The following is a 17,885-nucleotide window of genomic DNA, read 5'->3' as shown; positions in this document are numbered from 1 at the left end:
TGTGGTGTACCCCCGAGGGTCGTCGTGACGGGTGGCGTTGACACGGACGTTCCTTCGACGCCCGGGCCCTGCGGGACGTTGGCCGAGAACGGTTCCGATGCGGTCACGGTCGGGACTCGTGACGGACACCGGTCCGGGCGCGGGGGCGGCGCGGGAGTGTCGGAGGGGTCTGAGAAAGTGGAGGACATGAGCGCAAGGGGCAGGGACCTGGGGCATGTCGTCGTCATCGGGGCCGGGATCGCGGGGCTGGCCGCCGCGCACCGGCTGCTGGAGCGCGGGGCGCGGGTGACCGTGCTGGAGGCGGCTTCGCGGGTCGGCGGCAAGCTGCTGCCCGGCGAGATCGCGGGTGTGCGCGTCGATCTGGGCGCCGAGTCGATGCTGGCCCGCCGGCCCGAGGCCGTGACCCTCGCGCGCGAGGCGGGCCTGGCGGGCCTGTTGCAGCCGCCCGCCACCGCGACCGCCTCGATCTGGACCCGCGGCGCCCTGCGCCCCATGCCCAAGGGGCATGTGATGGGCGTCCCCGGCACCGCCGCCGCGCTCGCCGGACTGCTCTCCGACGAGGGCCTGGCGCGCATCGAACGCGACGCCGACCTGCCCCGCACCGAGGTCGGCGACGACGTGGCCGTCGGTGAGTACGTGGCGGCGCGCGTGGGCCGCGAGGTCGTCGACCGCCTGGTCGAACCGCTGCTCGGCGGGGTCTACGCGGGCGACGCCTACCGCATCTCGATGCGCTCGGCCGTGCCCCAGCTCTTCCAGGCCGCTCGGACGCACGACTCGCTGACCGAGGCCGTCCGCGAGATCCAGGTGCGGGGGGCCGGGGCGCAGCAGACCGGCCCGGTCTTCATGGGCATCGAGGGCGGAGTGGGCCGGCTCCCGCTCGCCGTGGCCGAATCGGTGCGGGCACGCGGCGGCGAGATCCTGACCGGGACACCCGTGACGGAGCTGCGCCGCGAGGCGCCGGCCACGCCCGGGTCCCCGGCGGCCTGGCGGGTGGTCGCCGGGGACCGGGTGCTGCACGCCGACGCCGTGGTGGTCGCCACGCCCGCGCCGGCCGCCGCCGAGCTGCTGCGGGCCGAGTCCCCCGAGGCCGCGGCTGAGCTGCGGGCCGTCGAGTACGCCTCGATGGCCCTGATCACCCTCGCCTACCGCCGTGCCGACGCCGCCCGCCTGCCCGAAGGCAGTGGCTTCCTGGTGCCCCCTGTCGACGGGCGCACCATCAAGGCGTCGACCTTCGCCTCCCACAAGTGGGGCTGGATCGCGGACGACGACCCGGACGTGGTGGTGCTGCGCACCTCGGTCGGCCGCCACGGCGAGACGGAGATTTTGGGACGGGAGGACGCCGAGCTCGTGGACGTCTCCCGGCGCGACCTGCGGGAGGCCACCGGCCTGGACGCCGCACCGCTTCAGACCCGGGTCACCCGCTGGACCGACGGCCTGCCCCAGTACCCCGTCGGCCACCACGCGCGCGTGGTGCGCATCCGCGAGCACGTCGGCAAGCTCCCGGGCCTCGCGGTGTGCGGCGCGGCCTACGACGGCGTGGGCATCCCGGCCTGCATCGCGAGCGCCGACGCGGCCGTGGACCAGCTGGGGGGCGACCTGCGGGCTGTGCAGGAGCTCACCGCCCACCCGGTGCAGAGTCTGCACGGCGGAGCGGGAGAATAGGGACCATGAGTGACGACGCCCCCACCACCGAGTCCGGCAGGATCCCGAACAAGGGCAAGCTGGCCAAGGACCTCAACGAGGTCATCCGCTACACGCTGTGGTCCGTCTTCAGGCTGAAGGACGTCCTCCCCGAGGACCGTGCGGGCTACGCCGACGAGGTCCAGGAGCTGTTCGACCAGCTCGCCGCCAAGGACGTGACCATCCGTGGCACGTACGACGTCTCGGGCCTGCGCGCCGACGCCGACCTCATGATCTGGTGGCACGCGGAGACCGCCGACCAGCTCCAGGAGGCGTACAACCTCTTCCGCCGCACGAGGCTGGGCCGCGCGCTGGAGCCTGTGTGGTCGAACATGGCGCTGCACCGCCCCGCCGAGTTCAACCGCTCGCACATCCCGGCGTTCCTCGCCGACGAGACGCCGCGCAACTACGTCAGCGTCTATCCGTTCGTGCGCTCCTACGAGTGGTACCTGCTGCCCGACGAGGACCGCCGCCGCATGCTCGCCGACCACGGCAAGATGGCCCGCGGCTACCCGGACGTGCGCGCGAACACGGTCGCGTCCTTCTCCCTCGGCGACTACGAGTGGCTCCTCGCCTTCGAGGCCGACGAGCTGCACCGCATCGTCGATCTCATGCGCCACCTGCGGGGCGCGGAGGCGCGGATGCACGTGCGCGAGGAGGTCCCGTTCTTCACGGGCCGCCGCAAGGACATCGCGGACCTGGTCGCGGGCCTCGCCTGATCATGGCTGATCGCCGCTGATCACTTCGGTCCGGTCGCCGGCCGTGCCTCCCTTCCGGGGCCGGCCGGTGGCTCGTCCGGCGGTCACTCCCGCCAGGGCTGGTCGCGGTGGGCGAAGGCCGCGCGCAGCTCGGGTTCGCCGATCGCGCGGATGCCGCGCACGGCCACGGAGGCCAGGTACGTCCGCTCGTCACCGGGCCCCTTCGCGCGCCGGGCCAGCGCGCCGAGCAGCCGCTGCCCGGCCGGAGACGCCCAGCGCGAGTAGGGGTGGGCCTCGATTCGGGCTATGCCCAGACAGCTCAGGGTGAGCGCGAGCGGCAGCGCGAACCAGAGGGCGACCAGATCGCGCGGCATCCCGGTCGGACCGGGCAGCAGCAGCGCGGCCCCGCCCAGCGCGAGGACGGCCAGGGCGGCGCCCCGCACCTGGCGGATGCCGGCCGCGACCGTCGACGCCGTGCCCTCCGGCACGGCCAGTCCCGCGCTGACCAGCCGGTCGGCCAGGCCGCGCACCGAGTCCGCGGCGGCCGCGGCGGCCCGCACGGGAGCGATCCGGGACTGTCCCTCCGGGCCGATGGCCCCGATGACGGACCGCTCGATCTCGTCCCGGCCGTGCGGATCCACGACCGTGGCCCAGCCGGTGTGCGCGAGCCACAGTCGGCGCTGACGCGCCATGGAGACGAGCGTCACGTCGGCGACGCGCGCGGGGCCACCCGACAGGAACGCCGCCTCGTACAGCGTCAGCTCGTGTCCCCGGCCCGCGGTCGAGTCGTGGGTGTCGACGGCCGCCGCGCGTACGGCGGCCAGGCACAGCCGGGTGCACGCCGTGCCGGCGACGGCCCAGGCCAGCAGCAGGAGAAGGACCCAGAACATGACGCGTTTCTATGCCAGAGGCCTGGGAAACTCCATGCCCTGTTCACATTCCGGACGGAGTGTGGCCGGTATGTGACGTTCCGTTTGTTTCGTGAGGTCAGGGTGTCCGTGTCCGGGCGGCCGGGGGCGGGCTGGAGGCGGCGGGCGGCAGGGCGTACGTCGGCGATCCCGGCGTTCCGGACGGGGTGACCGGGACCACCTCGCCGGGCCCGACGCCCGGGACGCCGGTGTCGGAGGGGTCGGCCGTGGCGGGGTCGCCGCTCGCGGCCAGGTCGCGGGCCAGGGCGGCGAAGTCGACGTACCCCGTGGCCTCCAGGACCTTGATGTGGTCCAGCACGGTCGTGTTGGCGTCGTCGGCGAGGTCGCGCACGAGCGAGTTCTGTGTGCTCGCCCGCACCTCGGCGACGAGCGAGAAGACCTTGCCGTGCGCGAGCCGCAGGATGTTGGCGAACCGGCGGTCGTAGTCCTCGCCGTGCGCCGCGTTCAGGGCGTCCAGCCACTGCTTCTGCTGGGCCGTGGGCTCGTTGGGCAGCGTGAGGCCGAGCCGGGCGGCCACGTCGCGCACCCGGCGGTCGAGGAAGGTGTGCCCCTCGACGAGATGCCGGCCCGCCGTCCGCACGGCGTCGGTGGTGCCCTTCTCCTCCGCCTGCTGTCCGGCGGGCAGCTCCCACAGCCCGGCGAGCCGCACCTTCGTGAGGAAGTCGCGGTCGAGTTCGGACAGCGGCCCGTACTGCGTCGCCACGGTCCGGGCGCTCAGCAGGTCGGCGGGAGCGGCGGGCCGCTGGGCGTACGACCACAGCGGAACGAGCAGGGCCACCACGGTCCCGGCCAGGACCGAGACGATGAGGCCGGTCCCGCTGAAGATGCCTCGGCCCTTCACGGGGGGTCGCGGTCGCATGGGTGCCTCCTGTCGCGGCACCGCACGTCAGTGCGCTTCGGGGTGGGTGTGAAGGCTTGGCATATTACTGCGGTGAGCGCGACGGCCGACGGGCGAGAGAAACCGCCCGTAACCGGCGAACCGGAACGAAGAGCCGCGAAACCCAGTCACATGCGAGCCGGCAAAACGCCCCGAACCCGGCACGAAGCGCCCAGTCCCCCCGCACTGTTAATCCGGGCACACCGCTGGTTCGCCTCTCACCGCCGCAGCAGCACCCGCCGTGCCGCCCGGGCCGCGCGTATCGCCGGCCCGGTGGACCTCGGGGCCGGTCCCGACCGGTCCAGCCACCACTCCCGCAGCTCGCGTCGGGCACCGGGGTCCGCCGGGCGCCCGTCCAGGAGCAGGAACTCCACGAAGTCCATCGCGTCCCGCCGATAGCCACCGCGCAGGGGATGCCCCTGCGCGTACGCGAGGAACGCGGCCCGGTACCCGTCGCCGAGGATCTCCGGAAGCTCGGGCGCGACCCGGGCGACGACACCGGCCCGCTTGGCCGCCAGCGCCCGCGCCTGGACGCCGAGCCGTACGCGGTCGAATCCCTCCGGGGCGGGCGTCCCGGCGACCAGGGCGGACAGCAGTGCGGTCTGCGCGAGCGCGAGCCGCTGGCGCGCGGGACCGGTGCCGGTCGGCGGTGCCACCGGGAGGCCGGCGGCAGCGGACGCGCGCGCGGACCCCCGGGGCGGGGGCGGACAGGCGTCGACGGCAGACCTCGCGACGGACGTACGGCCCAGCTCCACGGCCTCGCGGATCGCGTCCAGCTCCCGCTCCAGCTCGCCCGGTCCGGGGAAGTTCTCGTCCCGCTCCAGCAGCACGCCGGGCGGCGACACCCGGGAGGCGAGGTCGGCCAGGACGTCCAGGACCGGTCGGGGAACGGGGTGGGCGTGACTGTCGTGCCAGACCCCGTCCCGCTCGTATCCGCCCGCCACATGGACGTACGCGATCGCTTCGAGCGGGAGTTCGGCCAGCGCCTTGGCCGGGTCCTCACCCTGGTTGACGTGGTTCGTGTGGAGGTTGGCGACATCGATCAGCAGTCGTACGCCGGTGCGGTCGGCCAGTTCGTACAGGAACTGCCCCTCGGTCATCTCCTCGCCCGGCCACGACAGCAGCGCGGCGATGTTCTCCACGGCGAGCGGCACGGGCAGCGCCTCCTGCGCGATCCGGACGTTCTCGCACAGCACGTCGAGGGTGTCGCGGGTGCGCGGCACCGGCAGCAGATGGCCCGCCTCCAGCGGGTCCGAGGCGGTCAGCGGGCCCCCCGCCCGGACGAACGCGATGTGCTCCGTCACCAGCGGCGCGCCCAGCACCGCCGCCCGCTCGGCGAGGGCGTTCAGCCGGGCCTCGTCGGGCCGCTCCGCCCCGCCGAGTCCGAGCGAGACCCCGTGCGGCACGACGGTCACCCCGCGGGCCCGCAGCCGCAGCAGCGACTCCGGCTGATGTCCGGGGCACACGTTCTCGGCCACCACCTCGACCCAGTCGACGCCCGGCATGCGCTCCACGGCGTCCGCGATCTCCGGCCGCCACCCGATCCCCGTCCCCAGCCGCTCCATCGTCGCTCGTCCCCCTCGCTTCCTCGGTGACGGGGGTATGGCCCGGGCGCCCGGCCGCGAACCGCGCCGCCGCGCCTTCAGAGGAACATTTGAGCTTCACCGACCGCCCGGACGCCGGCCCTCACGCCGCGTCGAAGTCCGAGCGGGGCCGCACCTCCACGATGAAGTCGGCGTCGTCCATGTCGCCCGCCTCGGCGTGCCAGAGGAAGACCCGCACGTGCATGGCGTGGTGGAGGCCGACCCTCTCCCACTCGCTCATCAGGTCCCCGACGATGCGGCCGATGGCGTACCTGGCGCCCTCCGTCGAGTCGGAGGCCGTGATCGCGCCCTGCCACCGTTCGGGATCGCTTCCGTAGGGGCGCCAGCCCTCGGAGCCGTGCGGCTCGAACACCCGGTACACCCAGTCCGTGTTGGTGTTCATAACACCGATCCTGTCACCGAGGGGCCGCGCGCGCCGCAGAAGGCCTCGCGGCTCGCGCTCACCGCGCTCCGAGGGCAATCCGCAAAGAACTCTTCGCATGGGAACCTTTGCAAAGAAGTCTTTGGGGTCTATCGTGCATGAGCATGGCAGAGATCCCCGCGGACAAGTCCGTCGTCCTGGATGCCAAGGGACTGCGTGCCCTGGCCCACCCCGTGCGCGTGCAGCTCCTGGGGCTGCTGCGGATCCACGGACCCGCCACCGCCACGCAGTTGGCCGATCGGCTGGGCCTGAACTCCGGGGCCACCAGCTACCACCTGCGTCAACTGGCCGCGGCCGGCTTCGTGGCCGAGGACGCCGAGCGGGGGAACGCGCGCGAACGGTGGTGGCGCTCGGTGCACCAGATGACCCGGTTCGACTCCGAGGACCTGGCGGACCGGGAGCCCGAGGCGGCGTTGACGTATCTGCAGTCGGTGCACAACGCGTACACCCTGCGCACCCAGCAGGCGCTCAACGGTCTCCAGACACTGCCGCGGCCGTGGCGGGAGGCGTTCAGCATGAGCGACAGCGCTCTGCGACTCACTCCCGCGGAGGCCCAGGAGATGCGGGACGAGATCTGGTCCGTGATCGACCGGTACCGGCGGGCCCCGGGCGACGAGGAGCCCGAAGGGGCCGAGCGGGTCTGGGTGAACGTCCATGTGCTGCCCGACGCCGACCTCGCCGAGCAGGAGGCGGAGAGCTGATGCCGGCCGGGGGGACGCACACGCGGGGGCCGGTCCGGCTGCGGCCGCTGGCCGGGCTTCTCACCGCGCTGCTCGTGGCGCAGAGCGGCACCAGGATCTCGGCCATCGCCATTCCGTGGTTCGTGCTCGTCACGACCGGCAGTGCCACGCAGACCGGTCTGGTCGCGTTCTGCGAGATGGGTCCGTACGTGGCGATCAAGGCATTCGCCGGGCCGCTGGTCGACCGGGTCGGGCCGCGCCGGGTCTCCTGGGTCGCGGATGTCGTCAGCGCGGCCGCCGCCTCGCTGATCCCCCTGCTGCACGCCGAAGGCGTGCTGTCGTTCGGGACGCTGCTCGCACTGGTCGCGGTGATCGGCGCCGTCCGCAGCCCCGGGGATCTGGCGAAGGAGGTCATGATCCCCGAGGCGGCGGAGCGCGGCCGGGTGCCGCTGGAGCGGGCGACCGGGCTGGAGGGCGTGGTCGAGCGGCTGTCCGGGACGGTGGGGCCCGCCGCCGGGGGAGCCCTGGTGGGGCTGGTGGGCCCCATGGCCGGACTGGGCGTCAACGCGGCCTGTTTCGCGCTGGGTTCCCTGGTCGTCGCCGTGGCGTTGCCCCGCGGTATGGGATGCCCGCAGGGGCACACCGCGGAGGAGGGAGGGGGCGACGGCGGCACGGAGACGGGTTACTGGCACAGCTTCCGACAGGGCTTGGCGTTCCTGCGCGCGGAGCCGCTGCTGCTGACGCTCTGCGCGATGATCGGCGTCACGAATCTGCTGGACGCCGCATGCGCGGCCGTTTTCGTGCCTGTGTGGGCCAAGGAGTCCGGCCACGGACCCGCCGCGATCGGACTGGTGTGGGCGGCGTTCAGCATCGCGGCGGCGGTCGGCAGCCTCGTCGCCGCGGCGGTGGCGCACCGACTGCCCCGGCGGCCGGTGTTCTTCCTCGGCTGGCTCGTCACCGGGGCGCCGCGGTTCCTCGTCCTCGCGTCGGGGGCGCCACTGTGGGTCGTGGCGGTGGTCCTGGGCATCGGCGGTCTCGGGGGCGGCTTCATCAACCCGATCATCGGGGCGGTCACCTACGAGCGGATCCCGCCGGAGATGGTGGGCAGGGTCCGGGGCATCGCGCAGGCCCTCGCCTGGGTGGGGATTCCGCTGGGCGGCCTGCTCGGCGGCGCCGCCGTGGCAGGCGTGGGCCTCGGACCCGTGCTGGTGGCCGCGGGCGCGGTGTACTTCCTCACGACCCATCTCGCGGGCCTGCGCCCGGAATGGCGTGAGATGGACGCCCACCGCGGCAAGGGACGAGCCGCGCCGGCCCGTCCGGCCGCCCCCGCGGACGCCACCCACGTGAGGTGAGCGCACGCCGTGGCGCTTGCGCGGGAGCCGGCGGCGGTCGTGCCTGGGCTCAGCGAGGGGATCGCAGCGCCGGGTGGTCCGCGATCACCGTGCAGGAGCCGGGGGCGATCTCCGTGAAGCCCGCGTCGCGGACCAGCGGGAGGCCGCTGGTGGTGAGTTCGTGCCAGTGGGCGGGGTCGGCGGTGCGGACGGTGAGGGGGAAACCGGCGTCCTGCCAGGCCGTGCGCTGTTGGTCCGTCAGTTCCCACCAGGCGAGCTGGGCGCCGTGACCGGCCTGCGCCATCGCCTTGCCGGCGGACATCTCCAGGCCGGGGTTGAGCCACAGCACCGGGGTGCCGGGGTCGGGCCGGACCGGCGGCTCCGGGTCGTCGAGGTCGGTCCCCGAGACCTGAAGCTTCGCCAGGTCCCTGGGCCAGCCGTCCAGCGGGACGGGCGGGAAGACCCGTACCTCCGCCGTCTTTCCCGTGACCGTGATGCCGGGCAGGGCCTCGGCCCGCCGCCACTCCGCGCCGCGCGCCCGCCGCACCACCTTGCGGATCCGGGCGTCCTGCCAGTCCCGCACGGCCCGCGCCCACGCGCCGTCGCCCACGGAGCGCTCGTCGCCGAGCAGCACCAGCACCGCCCGGGCCGCCGTCTCCAGCGCGTCGGTACGCGCCGGGGGAGCGGCCCGCTCCATCCGGACGACCAGCGGCAGCACGAACTGCGGGGCCAGGTCGCGCGCCGCGGGCTCGGTGCGGAACGGGCTGTCGGAAGCGGGAGTCTCGTACGTCACGCCCTCAAGTGTGCCAACCGCCATGCGCGCGAGAGGATGACCCCCATGCGAGACGATCTCCGGCTGGACGGCGTCGGCCGCCGCTACGGCCTGCGCGGCCCCTGGATCCTGCGGGGGGTCGACCTGGCCGTCCGGCCCGGCACCCTGACCCGGGTCGAGGGCGCAAACGGCACCGGCAAGTCCACCCTGCTGCGCCTGCTCGCACGCGTCGACGCCCCCACCGAGGGCCGGGTCACGGGCCGCCCGCGCACGGCCTACGTCCCCGAGCGCTTCCCGGCCGCGCTGCCGTTCACCGCGGCCGGCTACCTCACCCACCTCGGCGCGGTGCACGGTCTGTCCCGGCCGGCCGCCGCACGCGCCGCGGGGGAGTGGCTGGAACGCTTCGGGGCCGCCGCCTACGCCGCCACGCCGATGACGGCGCTGTCCAAGGGCACCAGCCAGAAGGTCGCCGTGGCCCAGGCGCTGCTCGCCGCGCCGGAGCTGCTGGTGCTGGACGAGGCATGGACCGGGCTGGACGCCGACGCCCGGGCCGAGCTGGAGCGGGCCGTCGCCGAGCGGATCGCGGACGGCGGGGCCGTGGTGTTCGTCGACCACGACCCGCACCGCCTGGCCGGAGCGCCCGACGCGACGTACACGGTGCGCGACGGCGCCCTCGAACGCCGTGCTGCGGACGCCCGCGCGACCCCGTCCGGTGCACACGTCCTCGTCGAGGCGCAGGGGCCGCCGGACGGGCGCCTTCCGGTCGCCGGGCACCCGGGCGTGACCTCGGCCCAGGAGATCGCGCCCGGCACCCACCGGCTCGCGGTCCGCGCCTCCCACTCCGACGTCGTGCTGCGCGCACTGCTGACCGCCCGCCCGCCGTGGCACGTGGCCCGCGTGACCACCCACCTCGCGGACGCCGACGCCCGCGGTGCCGGCGACGGCTCCGGTCCCGACACCCGCGGCGCCGGGCGTCGGGACCCCGACCCGGACCATCCCGGCCCCGACCGCCCCGGCCTGGACCATCCCGGCGCGGACCGCCCCGGCCCGCACGATCCCGGCCCGGACTGCCCCGGCGCGGACCGCCCTGGTCCGGACTGCCCCGGCGCGGACCGCCCTGGTCCGGACTGCCCCGGCCCGCACGATCCCGGCCCGGACTGCCCCGGCGCGGACCGCCCTGGTCCGGACTGCCCCGGCCCGTACCATCCCGGCGCGGACCGCCCCGGCGCGGACCGCCCCGGCCCCGACCGCCCTGGCGCGGACCGCCCCGGCGCGGACCATCCCGGCCCGGACTGCCCCGGCCCGGACCATCCCGGTCCGGACTGCCCCGGCCCGTACCATCCCGGCGCGGACCGCCCCGGCGCGGACCGCCCCGGCCCCGACCGCCCCGGCGCGGACCGCCCTGGCCCGGACTGCCCCGGCCCGGACCATCCCGGCCCGCACCATCCCGGCGCGGACTGCCCCGGCCCGGACCATCCCGGCGCGGACTGCCCTGGCCCGGACTGCCCCGGCCCGTACCATCCCGGCCCGCACCATCCCGGCGCGGACTGCCCCGGCCCGGACCATCCCGGCGCGGACTGCCCCGGCCCGCACCATCCCGGCCCCGACCGCCCCGGCGCGGGCCGCCCCGGCCGGGACCGCCCCGGCGCGGACCGCCCCGGCCCGGACCATCCCGGACCCGGCCCCTCCGTCCCCGATCACCCTGGCCCGGACCACCCCGGACCCGATCCCTCCGTCCCCGATCGCTCCGGTCCCGACCAGGAAAGCCCCCGATGACCGCCCTGATCCGCTACCAGGCCGCCCTTCTCGTGCGCTCGCAGCGGTGGCTGCCGCCGTTCGTGCTCTACGCGGCGTTCCTGGCCATCGGCGTGCAGAGCGGCCAGCCGGTGCTCGACTCGGTCGGTTACGCTGCCGCCGCTCTGCTGCCCGTCGCCGCCTGGCTGGTGCGGATCTGTGTCGGCGGCGAGCCGCCCGCGGCCCGTACGTGCGTCGCGGCGGCGGCCGGGCCCGCGCGGGCGCAGCTGGCCTGCCTGCTCGTGGCCCTCGCGGCGTCGGTGGTCGTGGGCACGGCCGCCACCGCCGTGGTCACGCTGATCAGCGACCCGGCCGGTGCCGACCATCGCACCCGGGTGCCGATGCTCCAGGCGGGCGGGGCGGGAGTGCTCGCCGCCCTGGTCTGCGCCCTGCTCGGGACGGCCGTCGGCGCGGTCACGAACCGGCCCGTGCTGCGCTCGACAGGCCGCGCGGTGCCCGCGATGCTGCTGGCGGCGCTGCTGTCGATGGTGACGACGGGCTCTCCGGCGCAGGCGGCCGTCAGCGGCCTGGTCACCGGTTCGCGGACGGGCCGCGTCCCGCTGCCGCTGGTGCCGCTGGCCGGTGCGGCGGTCCTCGCGGCGGCGGCGATCGCCGCGAGCTGTGCGCTCACCGCGCGCAGATCACCCTGAGCAGGCCGTACGCTGCGCCTCCTGCCACTCGCAGACCGGGCAGAGAGTGATCCCCTTGTACGACTCCGGGTACTCGGTCGGCTCGCGGCACAGCACGCACTCCGCGTACGGCGGCCCGTCGGCCTTCGGCGGCCGGGCCGCGTCGATCAGGCAGTAGCCGCCGTCGTCGGCGGTGCCTACGGTGCGGTCGGTGGGCTCTTCGTCGTCCTCGCTCATGGCTCCAGCGTAGGACGGTGGCGATCACCCTGATCGGTCTCGCACGGTCAGGAGCCGGTCGGGCGTGCTCAGGAACGGGCGGTCGCCGCCCGGATCATGTCGGACACCTTCACAAAGCGGTAGCCCTGCCTGCGCAGCTCCGGCACGACCGCCCGTACGACGCGCTCGGTGGTCGGGGCCGCGCTGCGCGTGCAGTGCATGATCACCACAGAACCCGGCCTCACCCCGCCCAGCACCTGCCGGGTCACGGCGTCCGCGTCCGTCGCGAACGCGTCCCCGCTCACCACGTCCCACTGGACGGCGGTGACGCCGAGACCCCCGAGCGCCCGCAGCGCCTTGTCGTCGTAGCAGCCGCCGGGGAAGCGGAAGTACGGCATCACGTGCCGCACGCCCGCCTTGCGGAACGCGCTGCCGGCGTTCTCCACGTCGGAGCGCATCCGCTCCGGCGCGATGGTGGGCAGGCCGTAGCAGTCGCCGGTGAACGCGTAGTGGCTGTAGGAGTGGTTGGCGAGTTCGAACAGCGGGTCGTTGCCGATGGAGCGGGCCTCGTCCGGGTACTGCACGGCCCACCGGCCGGTCATGAACACGGTGGCCGGGACCTTCAGGGCGCGGAGCGTGGCGATGAGCGCGGGGTTGTCGAAGTGCTCGCCCGCCGCCGCGCGCGGTCCCTCGTCGGCGGTCATGTCGGCGTCGAAGGTGAGTGCGACGATCTTGCCCTTGGTCCGCGGGCCGTTGGCGAAGACCGGGGTCAGCCCGCCGGGCCCGGGCGCGAGCCTCGGCGGCGCGGAAGGGGCCGAGGGCTTGGCGGTGGCCGAGGGCTCGGCGGCGGACCTGGCGGGGGCCGGGTGACCGGCGGCGGGGGACGGGTGCCCGATGCCGGGAGCGTGCGCGGTGCCGCAGGCGGCGAGGGCGGTGAGGGTGGCGCTCAGGGCACAGGCCGCGGTGATTCGTCGTACAAGTGAGATCACCGGATGAACGTAGAACGATCTCCGGTCATATGAACGGCGGCACGGCCGTGCGGTCACCCGCCCGGGGGTCCCGCGCCGGACACGGCCCGCCGGTCACCTCGTCCTGCGCTCCAGCGGCTTGGTCGCCGGACCCTGGAGCACCTGGCCGTCGGTGTCGAACCGCGAGCCGTGGCACGGACACTCCCAGGCCCGTTCGGCGGAGTTGAAGGAGACCAGACAGCCCAGATGGGTGCAGCGGGCGGAGAGCGCGTGCAGGTTGCCCTCGTCGTCGCGGTGCACGGCGTAGCGGTCGGCGCCGTCACGGACCACGGCGCCTCCGCCCGGCGGTATCGACTCCACGGGCGGCGCCGGCCGCAGCCGGTCGCCCACGAAGTGCCGGGCGACCTCCGCCTGGGTCTTGAGGAACGTCGGCGCCTCGCGCACCGCCGTCCGCAGCCGGCGCGGGTCGTACAGCTCCCGCCACGCGCAGTCCTGCCCGGTGATCAGCGCGGTGAGCAGCCGTCCCGCCATCATGCCGCCGCTCAGCCCCCAGCCGCCGAAGCCGGTCGCCACATACGTGTGGCGGGCGCCCGCGTGCAGCGGGCCCACCATCGGGACCGTGTCGGTGGGATCGATGTCCTGGGTGGCCCAGGAGTGGACCAGGTCCACGCCGGGGAAGTGCTCCCGCGCCCAGGCGGCCAACCGGTCGAAGCGGGCCGCGGTGTCGGCGCTGCCGGGCGTGAAATGCTCTCCGGTGACCACGAGCAGCCGCTGCCCGTCCGTGCCGTCCGGCCCGTCCCCGGTGTCGGGCCCGACTCCCCCGTCCGGCCCGACTTCCGCGTCCGGCCCGTACGGCGCGGTACGCACCGAGCGGGTGCCCTCCTCCGGGGTGATGTACATGCCCTCGGGGTCCCGGGCGGCCTCGATCGGTCCCGCGACGACCAGTTCCCGGCGCGGGGAGAGCCGGGAGAACAGCAGCGCCCGGTCGAAGATCGGGTAGTGGGTGGCGACCACCACGTTCCGGGCCCGCACCGTCGCACCCGTCGCGGTCGTCACCCGGCACGGCTCGCCCTCGGTCAGACCGCGCACGACGGTGCCCTCGTAGACCCGCCCACCGCGCTCCACCAGGTCCGCCGTCAGGGCCAGCAGATACTTGCGCGGATGGAACTGCGCCTGGCCGGCCACCCGGACCGCGCCCGCCACCGGGAACGGCAGCCCGGTCTCCGTCACGAACGACGCGGGCAGCCCCGCCTCCCGCGCGGCCTCCGCCTCGGCCCGCAGTTCCGCGACCCGGTCCGGGTCACGGACATAGGTGTACGCGCTGCGCGGCTCCCACTCGCACGCGATGTCCAGCTCGTCCACCAGCGCCTCGGCGCGTTCGATCGCCTCGGACTGCGACCGGGCGTACAGCCGCGCCGCCTCCGCGTCACGGGTGCGCCGCAGCTTGTCGTAGATCAGCGTGTGCAGCGCGGTCAGCTTGGCGGTGGTGTGCCCCGTGACGCCCTCCGCCACCCGCCGCGCCTCCAGCACCGCCACGCCCAGGCCGGCCCGCGTCAGCTCGTAGGCCGTGCTCAGCCCGGCCATGCCCGCGCCGATCACCACCACGTCGACGTCCAGGTCCTCCGTCAGCGCGGGACGGGCCCGCGGCCCCGGCGCCGTCCGAACCCAGTACGAACCAGTGACGCGCCGCTGCTCGTGTCGCCCGCCGGGCTGCTCCCCCGGCCCTTCGTGCCTCTGTTCGCTCATGGCCGCCGGGTACCCCGGCCGCACCTGCCTGATCGCGGGCGCACGGGGGCAGCTGCGGCCGAGGGCGGGCCGAGCGGGTGCCTCAGCCGCCCGACGGCCGGCCGGCGCGACGGCGGGTTCTCACTGATCGGGCGGCCCCGCCGAGGCGGCGTCGGCGGCGGCCCTTACCGGCGCGATCGAGGCGGGGTCCAAGGGGGCCTCGGGCACCCCGTCCAGGGCGGCGGGCTCGGGCTCGCCGTCCAGGCGGGCTCCGCCGGCTGCTCCTTCGGCTCCGGCTTCCGTGGTGGAGCCCTCGGCTTCCGTGGTGGACCCCTCGGCTTCCGTGGTGGAGCCCGCCGGTGCGGAGGCGTCCACGGCCGCCGTCTCCGGGGGTGTGGTGAGGCCGAGCGGCCTCGGCGTCTCCGGTGCCGACGGCACCTGGGGCTGAACCTGGGCCTTCTCCAGGAAGCGCAGCAGCTCGACCGGGAAGGGCAGGACCAGCGTGGAGTTCTTCTCGGCGGCGACCGCCGTCACCGTCTGCAGCAGCCGCAGCTGCAGCGCCGCCGGAGTGTCCGCCATCTGCTGTGCCGCCTCGGCCAGCTTCTTGGACGCCTGGTACTCGGCGTCGGCGTTGATGATCCGGGCCCGCCGGTCCCGGTCCGCCTCCGCCTGCCGGGCCATGGACCGCTTCATCGACTCCGGCAGGGAGACGTCCTTGATCTCCACGCGGTCGATCTGCACGCCCCACCCGATGGCCGGGCTGTCGATCATCAGCTCGAGTCCCTGGTTGAGCTTCTCGCGGTTGGACAGCAGGTCGTCCAGATCGCTCTTGCCGATGATCGAGCGCAGGGACGTCTGGGCCATCTGGGACACCGCGAACCGGTAGTCCTCGACCTGGATGATCGCGTTGGCCGCGTCGACGACCTTGAAGTACACGACCGCGTCCACCCGCACGGTCACGTTGTCCCGGGTGATGCCCTCCTGGGCGGGGATCGGCAGCGTGACGATCTGCATGTTGACCTTGTACAGCCGGTCCACGAACGGCACGATCATCGTGAAGCCGGGCGGGCGTGCGCCACCGACGAACCGCCCCAGCCGCAGCACCACACCGCGCTCGTACTGCTTGACGACCCGCGCCGCCGCCGAGAGGTACACGAGGCCCGTGCAGCCCGCGGCGATCACGGCGGTCAGTACGTCCTGAAGCATGATGACGACTCCTCGCCCAGTCGTCCGTGCGCCCGTTCGGGGCCTTCTCCAACCATATGCCCCGTCACAGGGCCCTGAGACCGTCCCAGGGCCGTGAACGTGCGACCGTCACACGGCCGTAAGGTGTCGCGGAGGTGTCGCTCCCCGGGCGGTGGGCGAGGACGCCGCCTCGAGCCGCCGGTCGGCCCGTCGGCCCGTCGGCCCGCCTCGAGCCGGTCGGCCCGCCGGTCAGGGGGCGTCGACGTCGACAAGCCCCTTGGCGTCTCGGGCGAGTGCGGTGAGGCGGGATATCGCGCGGAAGTACTTCTTGCGGTAGCCGCCCTTCAGCATCTCCTCGCCGAACAGCCGGTCGAAGGGCAGCCCGGAGGCCAGCACCGGCACCTCACGGTCGTAGAGCCGGTCCGCGAGGACGACCAGCCGCAGTGCCGTCGACTGGTCCGGCACCGGCCGCACACCGGTCAGGCACACGGCCCCGATGCCGTCGGTCAGCGCGCCGTAGCGGCTGGGATGCACCCTGGCCAGGTGCTCCAGCAGCTCGGGGAAGTCGTCGAGCGAGGCGTTCTCCGCGGTGTGCGCCGCCTTCTTCACCTGCTCGTCGGAGAACGGCGCCGGGGCCTCGGGCAGCCCGCGGTGGCGGTAGTCCTCGCCGTCGATGCGCAGCGCGCGGAAGTGCGCCGACAGGCCCTGGATCTCGCGCAGGAAGTCGGCGGCCGCGAACCGGCCCTCGCCGAGCTTGCCCGGCAGCGTGTTGGAGGTGGCGGCCAGCGCGACACCCGCGTCGACCAGCCGGCCGAGCAGGGTGGACACGAGCACGGTGTCGCCGGGATCGTCCAGCTCGAACTCGTCGATGCACAGCAGACGGTGCCCGGACAGCGTCTCGACCGTCTTCTGGAAGCCCAGCGCGCCGACCAGGTTGGTCAGCTCCACGAACGTGCCGAACGCCTTGCGGGCGGGCTCGGCCGGGGTGGCGTGCCACAGGGAGGCCAGCAGGTGGGTCTTGCCGACGCCGTAGCCGCCGTCGAGGTAGACCCCGCGGGGCCCGGCGGGGGTCCTGGCGGCCTTGCTCCGGCCCTTGCCGAAGCCGAACAGGCCGCGCCGGGCGGTCCCGCCGGCGGGTGCCCCGTCGAGCCCTGCGGCGAACTCCTCCAGGACCCGGACGGCCTCCGTCTGGCTGGGCTGGTTCGGATCCGGGATGTACGTCGCGAAGCGCACCCCGTCGAAGCGCGGCGGCGGCACCATCTCGGCGACCAGCCGGTCCGCGGGGACGTGCGGCTCACGGGCGCACAGGGACACAGGGGCGGCGCCGGTGACGGGGGTCAGGCCGGAGGCGGCAGTGGAGGACGACACGGTTCCCCATGGTAAGCCGCGTGGAACACTGCACGGCATGCGACGCCTGTTCCCTGTGACCGACGAAACAGCAGCCCAGGCCCCCGGCGAGGGTCGCGAGACCCGTGGCGCGAGCGTGCCGGGCGGCCCCGCGGGCCGGGAGTGGACCCTCGCCCAGCTGGCCGCCGCCTACGCCTACCCGGAGCCCGGAACCGCGGGGCGCGCGCCGTGGCTGCGGGCCAACATGGTGTCCACGCTGGACGGCGCGGCCCAGCACGAGGGCCGTTCGCAGCCCATCTCCAGCGCCGCCGACATGCGGATCTTCGGCACGCTGCGGGCGCTGGCCGACGTGGTGGTGGTCGGCGCCGAGACGGTACGGCAGGAGGGGTACCGGCCGGCCCGCGCGCGCAAGGAGTTCGAGGCGCCGCGGGAGGCGGCCGGGCAGGGACCCGCGCCGGCGATCGCGGTGGTCACCGCGAGCCTGGAGCTGGACTTCACGCTCCCGCTGTTCACCTCGCCCCTGGTGCCCACGCTGATCCTCACGGGGGCCGCCGCGGCCCCGGACCGGATCGCGGCGGCGGAGAAGGCGGGCGCCCGCGTGGTGATCGCCGGGGACGGCATGGGCATCGACCCGGTCCGCGCGGTGCGGGCGCTGGCCGAGCTGGGCCACACCCGCCTGCTCACCGAGGGCGGTCCGCGTCTGCTCGGCCAGTTCGTGGCCTCGGGCGTGCTCGACGAGCTGTGCCTGACCGTCTCCCCGATGCTCACCGCGGGGGACGCCCAGCGCATCGCGGGCGGCCCCTCCGTCCCCGTCCCGCACCGCTTCACCCTCGCCTCGCTGCTGGAGGAGGACGGCTTCCTGTTCAGCCGGTACCGGCGCACGTGACGCGCCGGGCACCCCCGGCAACGGCTATCCGTCAGCCTCCGGCGCCCCGAGTCCGGGGCTCAGCCGCGCCGCGTCCCGGTCCTCACCGGCGGTGAGCCGCACGGTCTCGATCAGCCGGCCGAAGGCGTCCTCCACATGGCCGC

At 74.8% G+C, this 17,885-nt stretch carries 16 protein-coding genes and 1 pseudogene; 7 read left to right on the top strand and 10 right to left on the bottom strand.

The annotated features are described in order from the left end of the window. Positions 1-186: 186 nt before the first annotated feature. On the top strand, positions 187-1,662 hold the full coding sequence (hemG, locus tag ABZ484_RS31695; RefSeq protein WP_358869370.1) for a protoporphyrinogen oxidase: 1,476 nt from the start codon (positions 187-189) through the stop codon (positions 1,660-1,662). 5 nt (positions 1,663-1,667) lie between these two features. Further along, a complete protein-coding gene (gene hemQ / locus ABZ484_RS31690; RefSeq protein WP_358869369.1) occupies positions 1,668-2,399 on the top strand; it encodes a hydrogen peroxide-dependent heme synthase in 732 nt (243 codons plus the stop codon). Positions 2,400-2,482: 83 nt separating this feature from the next. Here hemQ and ABZ484_RS31685 read toward each other — a convergent pair whose 3' ends face one another. From ABZ484_RS31685 to ABZ484_RS31670, 4 genes are all read right to left on the bottom strand, one after another. Further along, positions 2,483-3,268, bottom strand: a complete 786-nt coding sequence (locus tag ABZ484_RS31685) for a TIGR04222 domain-containing membrane protein (protein WP_358869368.1) — start codon at positions 3,266-3,268, stop codon at positions 2,483-2,485. Between the two features lie 97 nt (positions 3,269-3,365). Further along, a complete protein-coding gene (locus ABZ484_RS31680) occupies positions 3,366-4,166 on the bottom strand; it encodes a DUF4142 domain-containing protein (RefSeq protein WP_358869367.1) in 801 nt (266 codons plus the stop codon). Between the two features lie 236 nt (positions 4,167-4,402). Beyond that, on the bottom strand, positions 4,403-5,749 hold the full coding sequence (locus ABZ484_RS31675) for a DUF692 domain-containing protein (RefSeq protein ID WP_358869366.1): 1,347 nt from the start codon (positions 5,747-5,749) through the stop codon (positions 4,403-4,405). A gap of 121 nt (positions 5,750-5,870) precedes the next feature. Continuing rightward, complete coding sequence (locus ABZ484_RS31670) at positions 5,871-6,170, bottom strand: hypothetical protein (RefSeq protein WP_358869365.1); 300 nt, start codon at positions 6,168-6,170, stop codon at positions 5,871-5,873. A gap of 143 nt (positions 6,171-6,313) precedes the next feature. Here ABZ484_RS31670 and ABZ484_RS31665 point away from each other — a divergent pair, with 143 nt between their 5' ends. Next, positions 6,314-6,910 carry a helix-turn-helix domain-containing protein gene (locus ABZ484_RS31665; RefSeq protein WP_358869364.1) on the top strand — a complete coding sequence of 199 codons (597 nt, stop codon included), beginning with the start codon at positions 6,314-6,316 and terminating at the stop codon, positions 6,908-6,910. Continuing rightward, positions 6,910-8,241 (top strand): MFS transporter, encoded by a 1,332-nt coding sequence (locus tag ABZ484_RS31660; RefSeq protein ID WP_358869363.1) that lies wholly within the window; start codon positions 6,910-6,912, stop codon positions 8,239-8,241. The genes ABZ484_RS31665 and ABZ484_RS31660 overlap by 1 nt, the downstream gene beginning before the upstream one ends. Before the next feature lie 49 nt (positions 8,242-8,290). Here ABZ484_RS31660 and ABZ484_RS31655 read toward each other — a convergent pair whose 3' ends face one another. Then, entirely contained in the window at positions 8,291-9,013 is a 723-nt protein-coding gene (locus tag ABZ484_RS31655) for an aminoacyl-tRNA hydrolase (protein WP_358869362.1), read from the bottom strand. A gap of 45 nt (positions 9,014-9,058) precedes the next feature. Here ABZ484_RS31655 and ABZ484_RS31650 point away from each other — a divergent pair. Both ABZ484_RS31650 and ABZ484_RS31645 read left to right on the top strand, forming a co-directional pair. After that, a pseudogene (locus tag ABZ484_RS31650) lies at positions 9,059-9,892 on the top strand (ATP-binding cassette domain-containing protein); the annotation flags it as partial. Between the two features lie 872 nt (positions 9,893-10,764). Then, on the top strand, positions 10,765-11,436 hold the full coding sequence (locus tag ABZ484_RS31645) for an ABC transporter (RefSeq protein WP_358869361.1): 672 nt from the start codon (positions 10,765-10,767) through the stop codon (positions 11,434-11,436). Here ABZ484_RS31645 and ABZ484_RS31640 read toward each other — a convergent pair. The 5 genes from ABZ484_RS31640 to zapE form a co-directional block, all read right to left on the bottom strand. Then, the gene (locus ABZ484_RS31640; protein ID WP_358869360.1) at positions 11,428-11,652 is read right to left on the bottom strand and encodes a hypothetical protein; all 225 of its coding nucleotides are present in this window, start codon (positions 11,650-11,652) and stop codon (positions 11,428-11,430) included. The genes ABZ484_RS31645 and ABZ484_RS31640 overlap by 9 nt on opposite strands. A gap of 68 nt (positions 11,653-11,720) precedes the next feature. Continuing rightward, entirely contained in the window at positions 11,721-12,620 is a 900-nt protein-coding gene (locus tag ABZ484_RS31635; protein ID WP_358869359.1) for a polysaccharide deacetylase family protein, read from the bottom strand. Positions 12,621-12,713: 93 nt separating this feature from the next. Next, positions 12,714-14,345: an FAD-dependent oxidoreductase gene (locus ABZ484_RS31630; protein WP_358869358.1), complete on the bottom strand. Its 1,632-nt coding sequence runs from the start codon at positions 14,343-14,345 to the stop codon at positions 12,714-12,716. Between the two features lie 120 nt (positions 14,346-14,465). Beyond that, positions 14,466-15,530 (bottom strand): slipin family protein, encoded by a 1,065-nt coding sequence (locus tag ABZ484_RS31625; protein ID WP_358869357.1) that lies wholly within the window; start codon positions 15,528-15,530, stop codon positions 14,466-14,468. 228 nt (positions 15,531-15,758) lie between these two features. Continuing rightward, entirely contained in the window at positions 15,759-16,877 is a 1,119-nt protein-coding gene (gene zapE, locus ABZ484_RS31620; protein ID WP_358869356.1) for a cell division protein ZapE, read from the bottom strand. A 37-nt stretch (positions 16,878-16,914) separates the two neighbouring features. On the opposite strand from zapE, the gene ABZ484_RS31615 reads away from it, so the two are divergent. Further along, positions 16,915-17,742, top strand: coding sequence for a pyrimidine reductase family protein (locus ABZ484_RS31615; RefSeq protein ID WP_358869355.1), 828 nt, complete (start codon positions 16,915-16,917; stop codon positions 17,740-17,742). Positions 17,743-17,885: the final 143 nt, after the last annotated feature.

Source organism: Streptomyces sp. NPDC006393, from assembly GCF_040628575.1.
Taxonomy (GTDB): domain Bacteria; phylum Actinomycetota; class Actinomycetes; order Streptomycetales; family Streptomycetaceae; genus Streptomyces.
The sequence above is the reverse complement of the archived record's forward strand: the minus strand, read 5'-3'. Positions and strand labels throughout refer to the sequence as shown.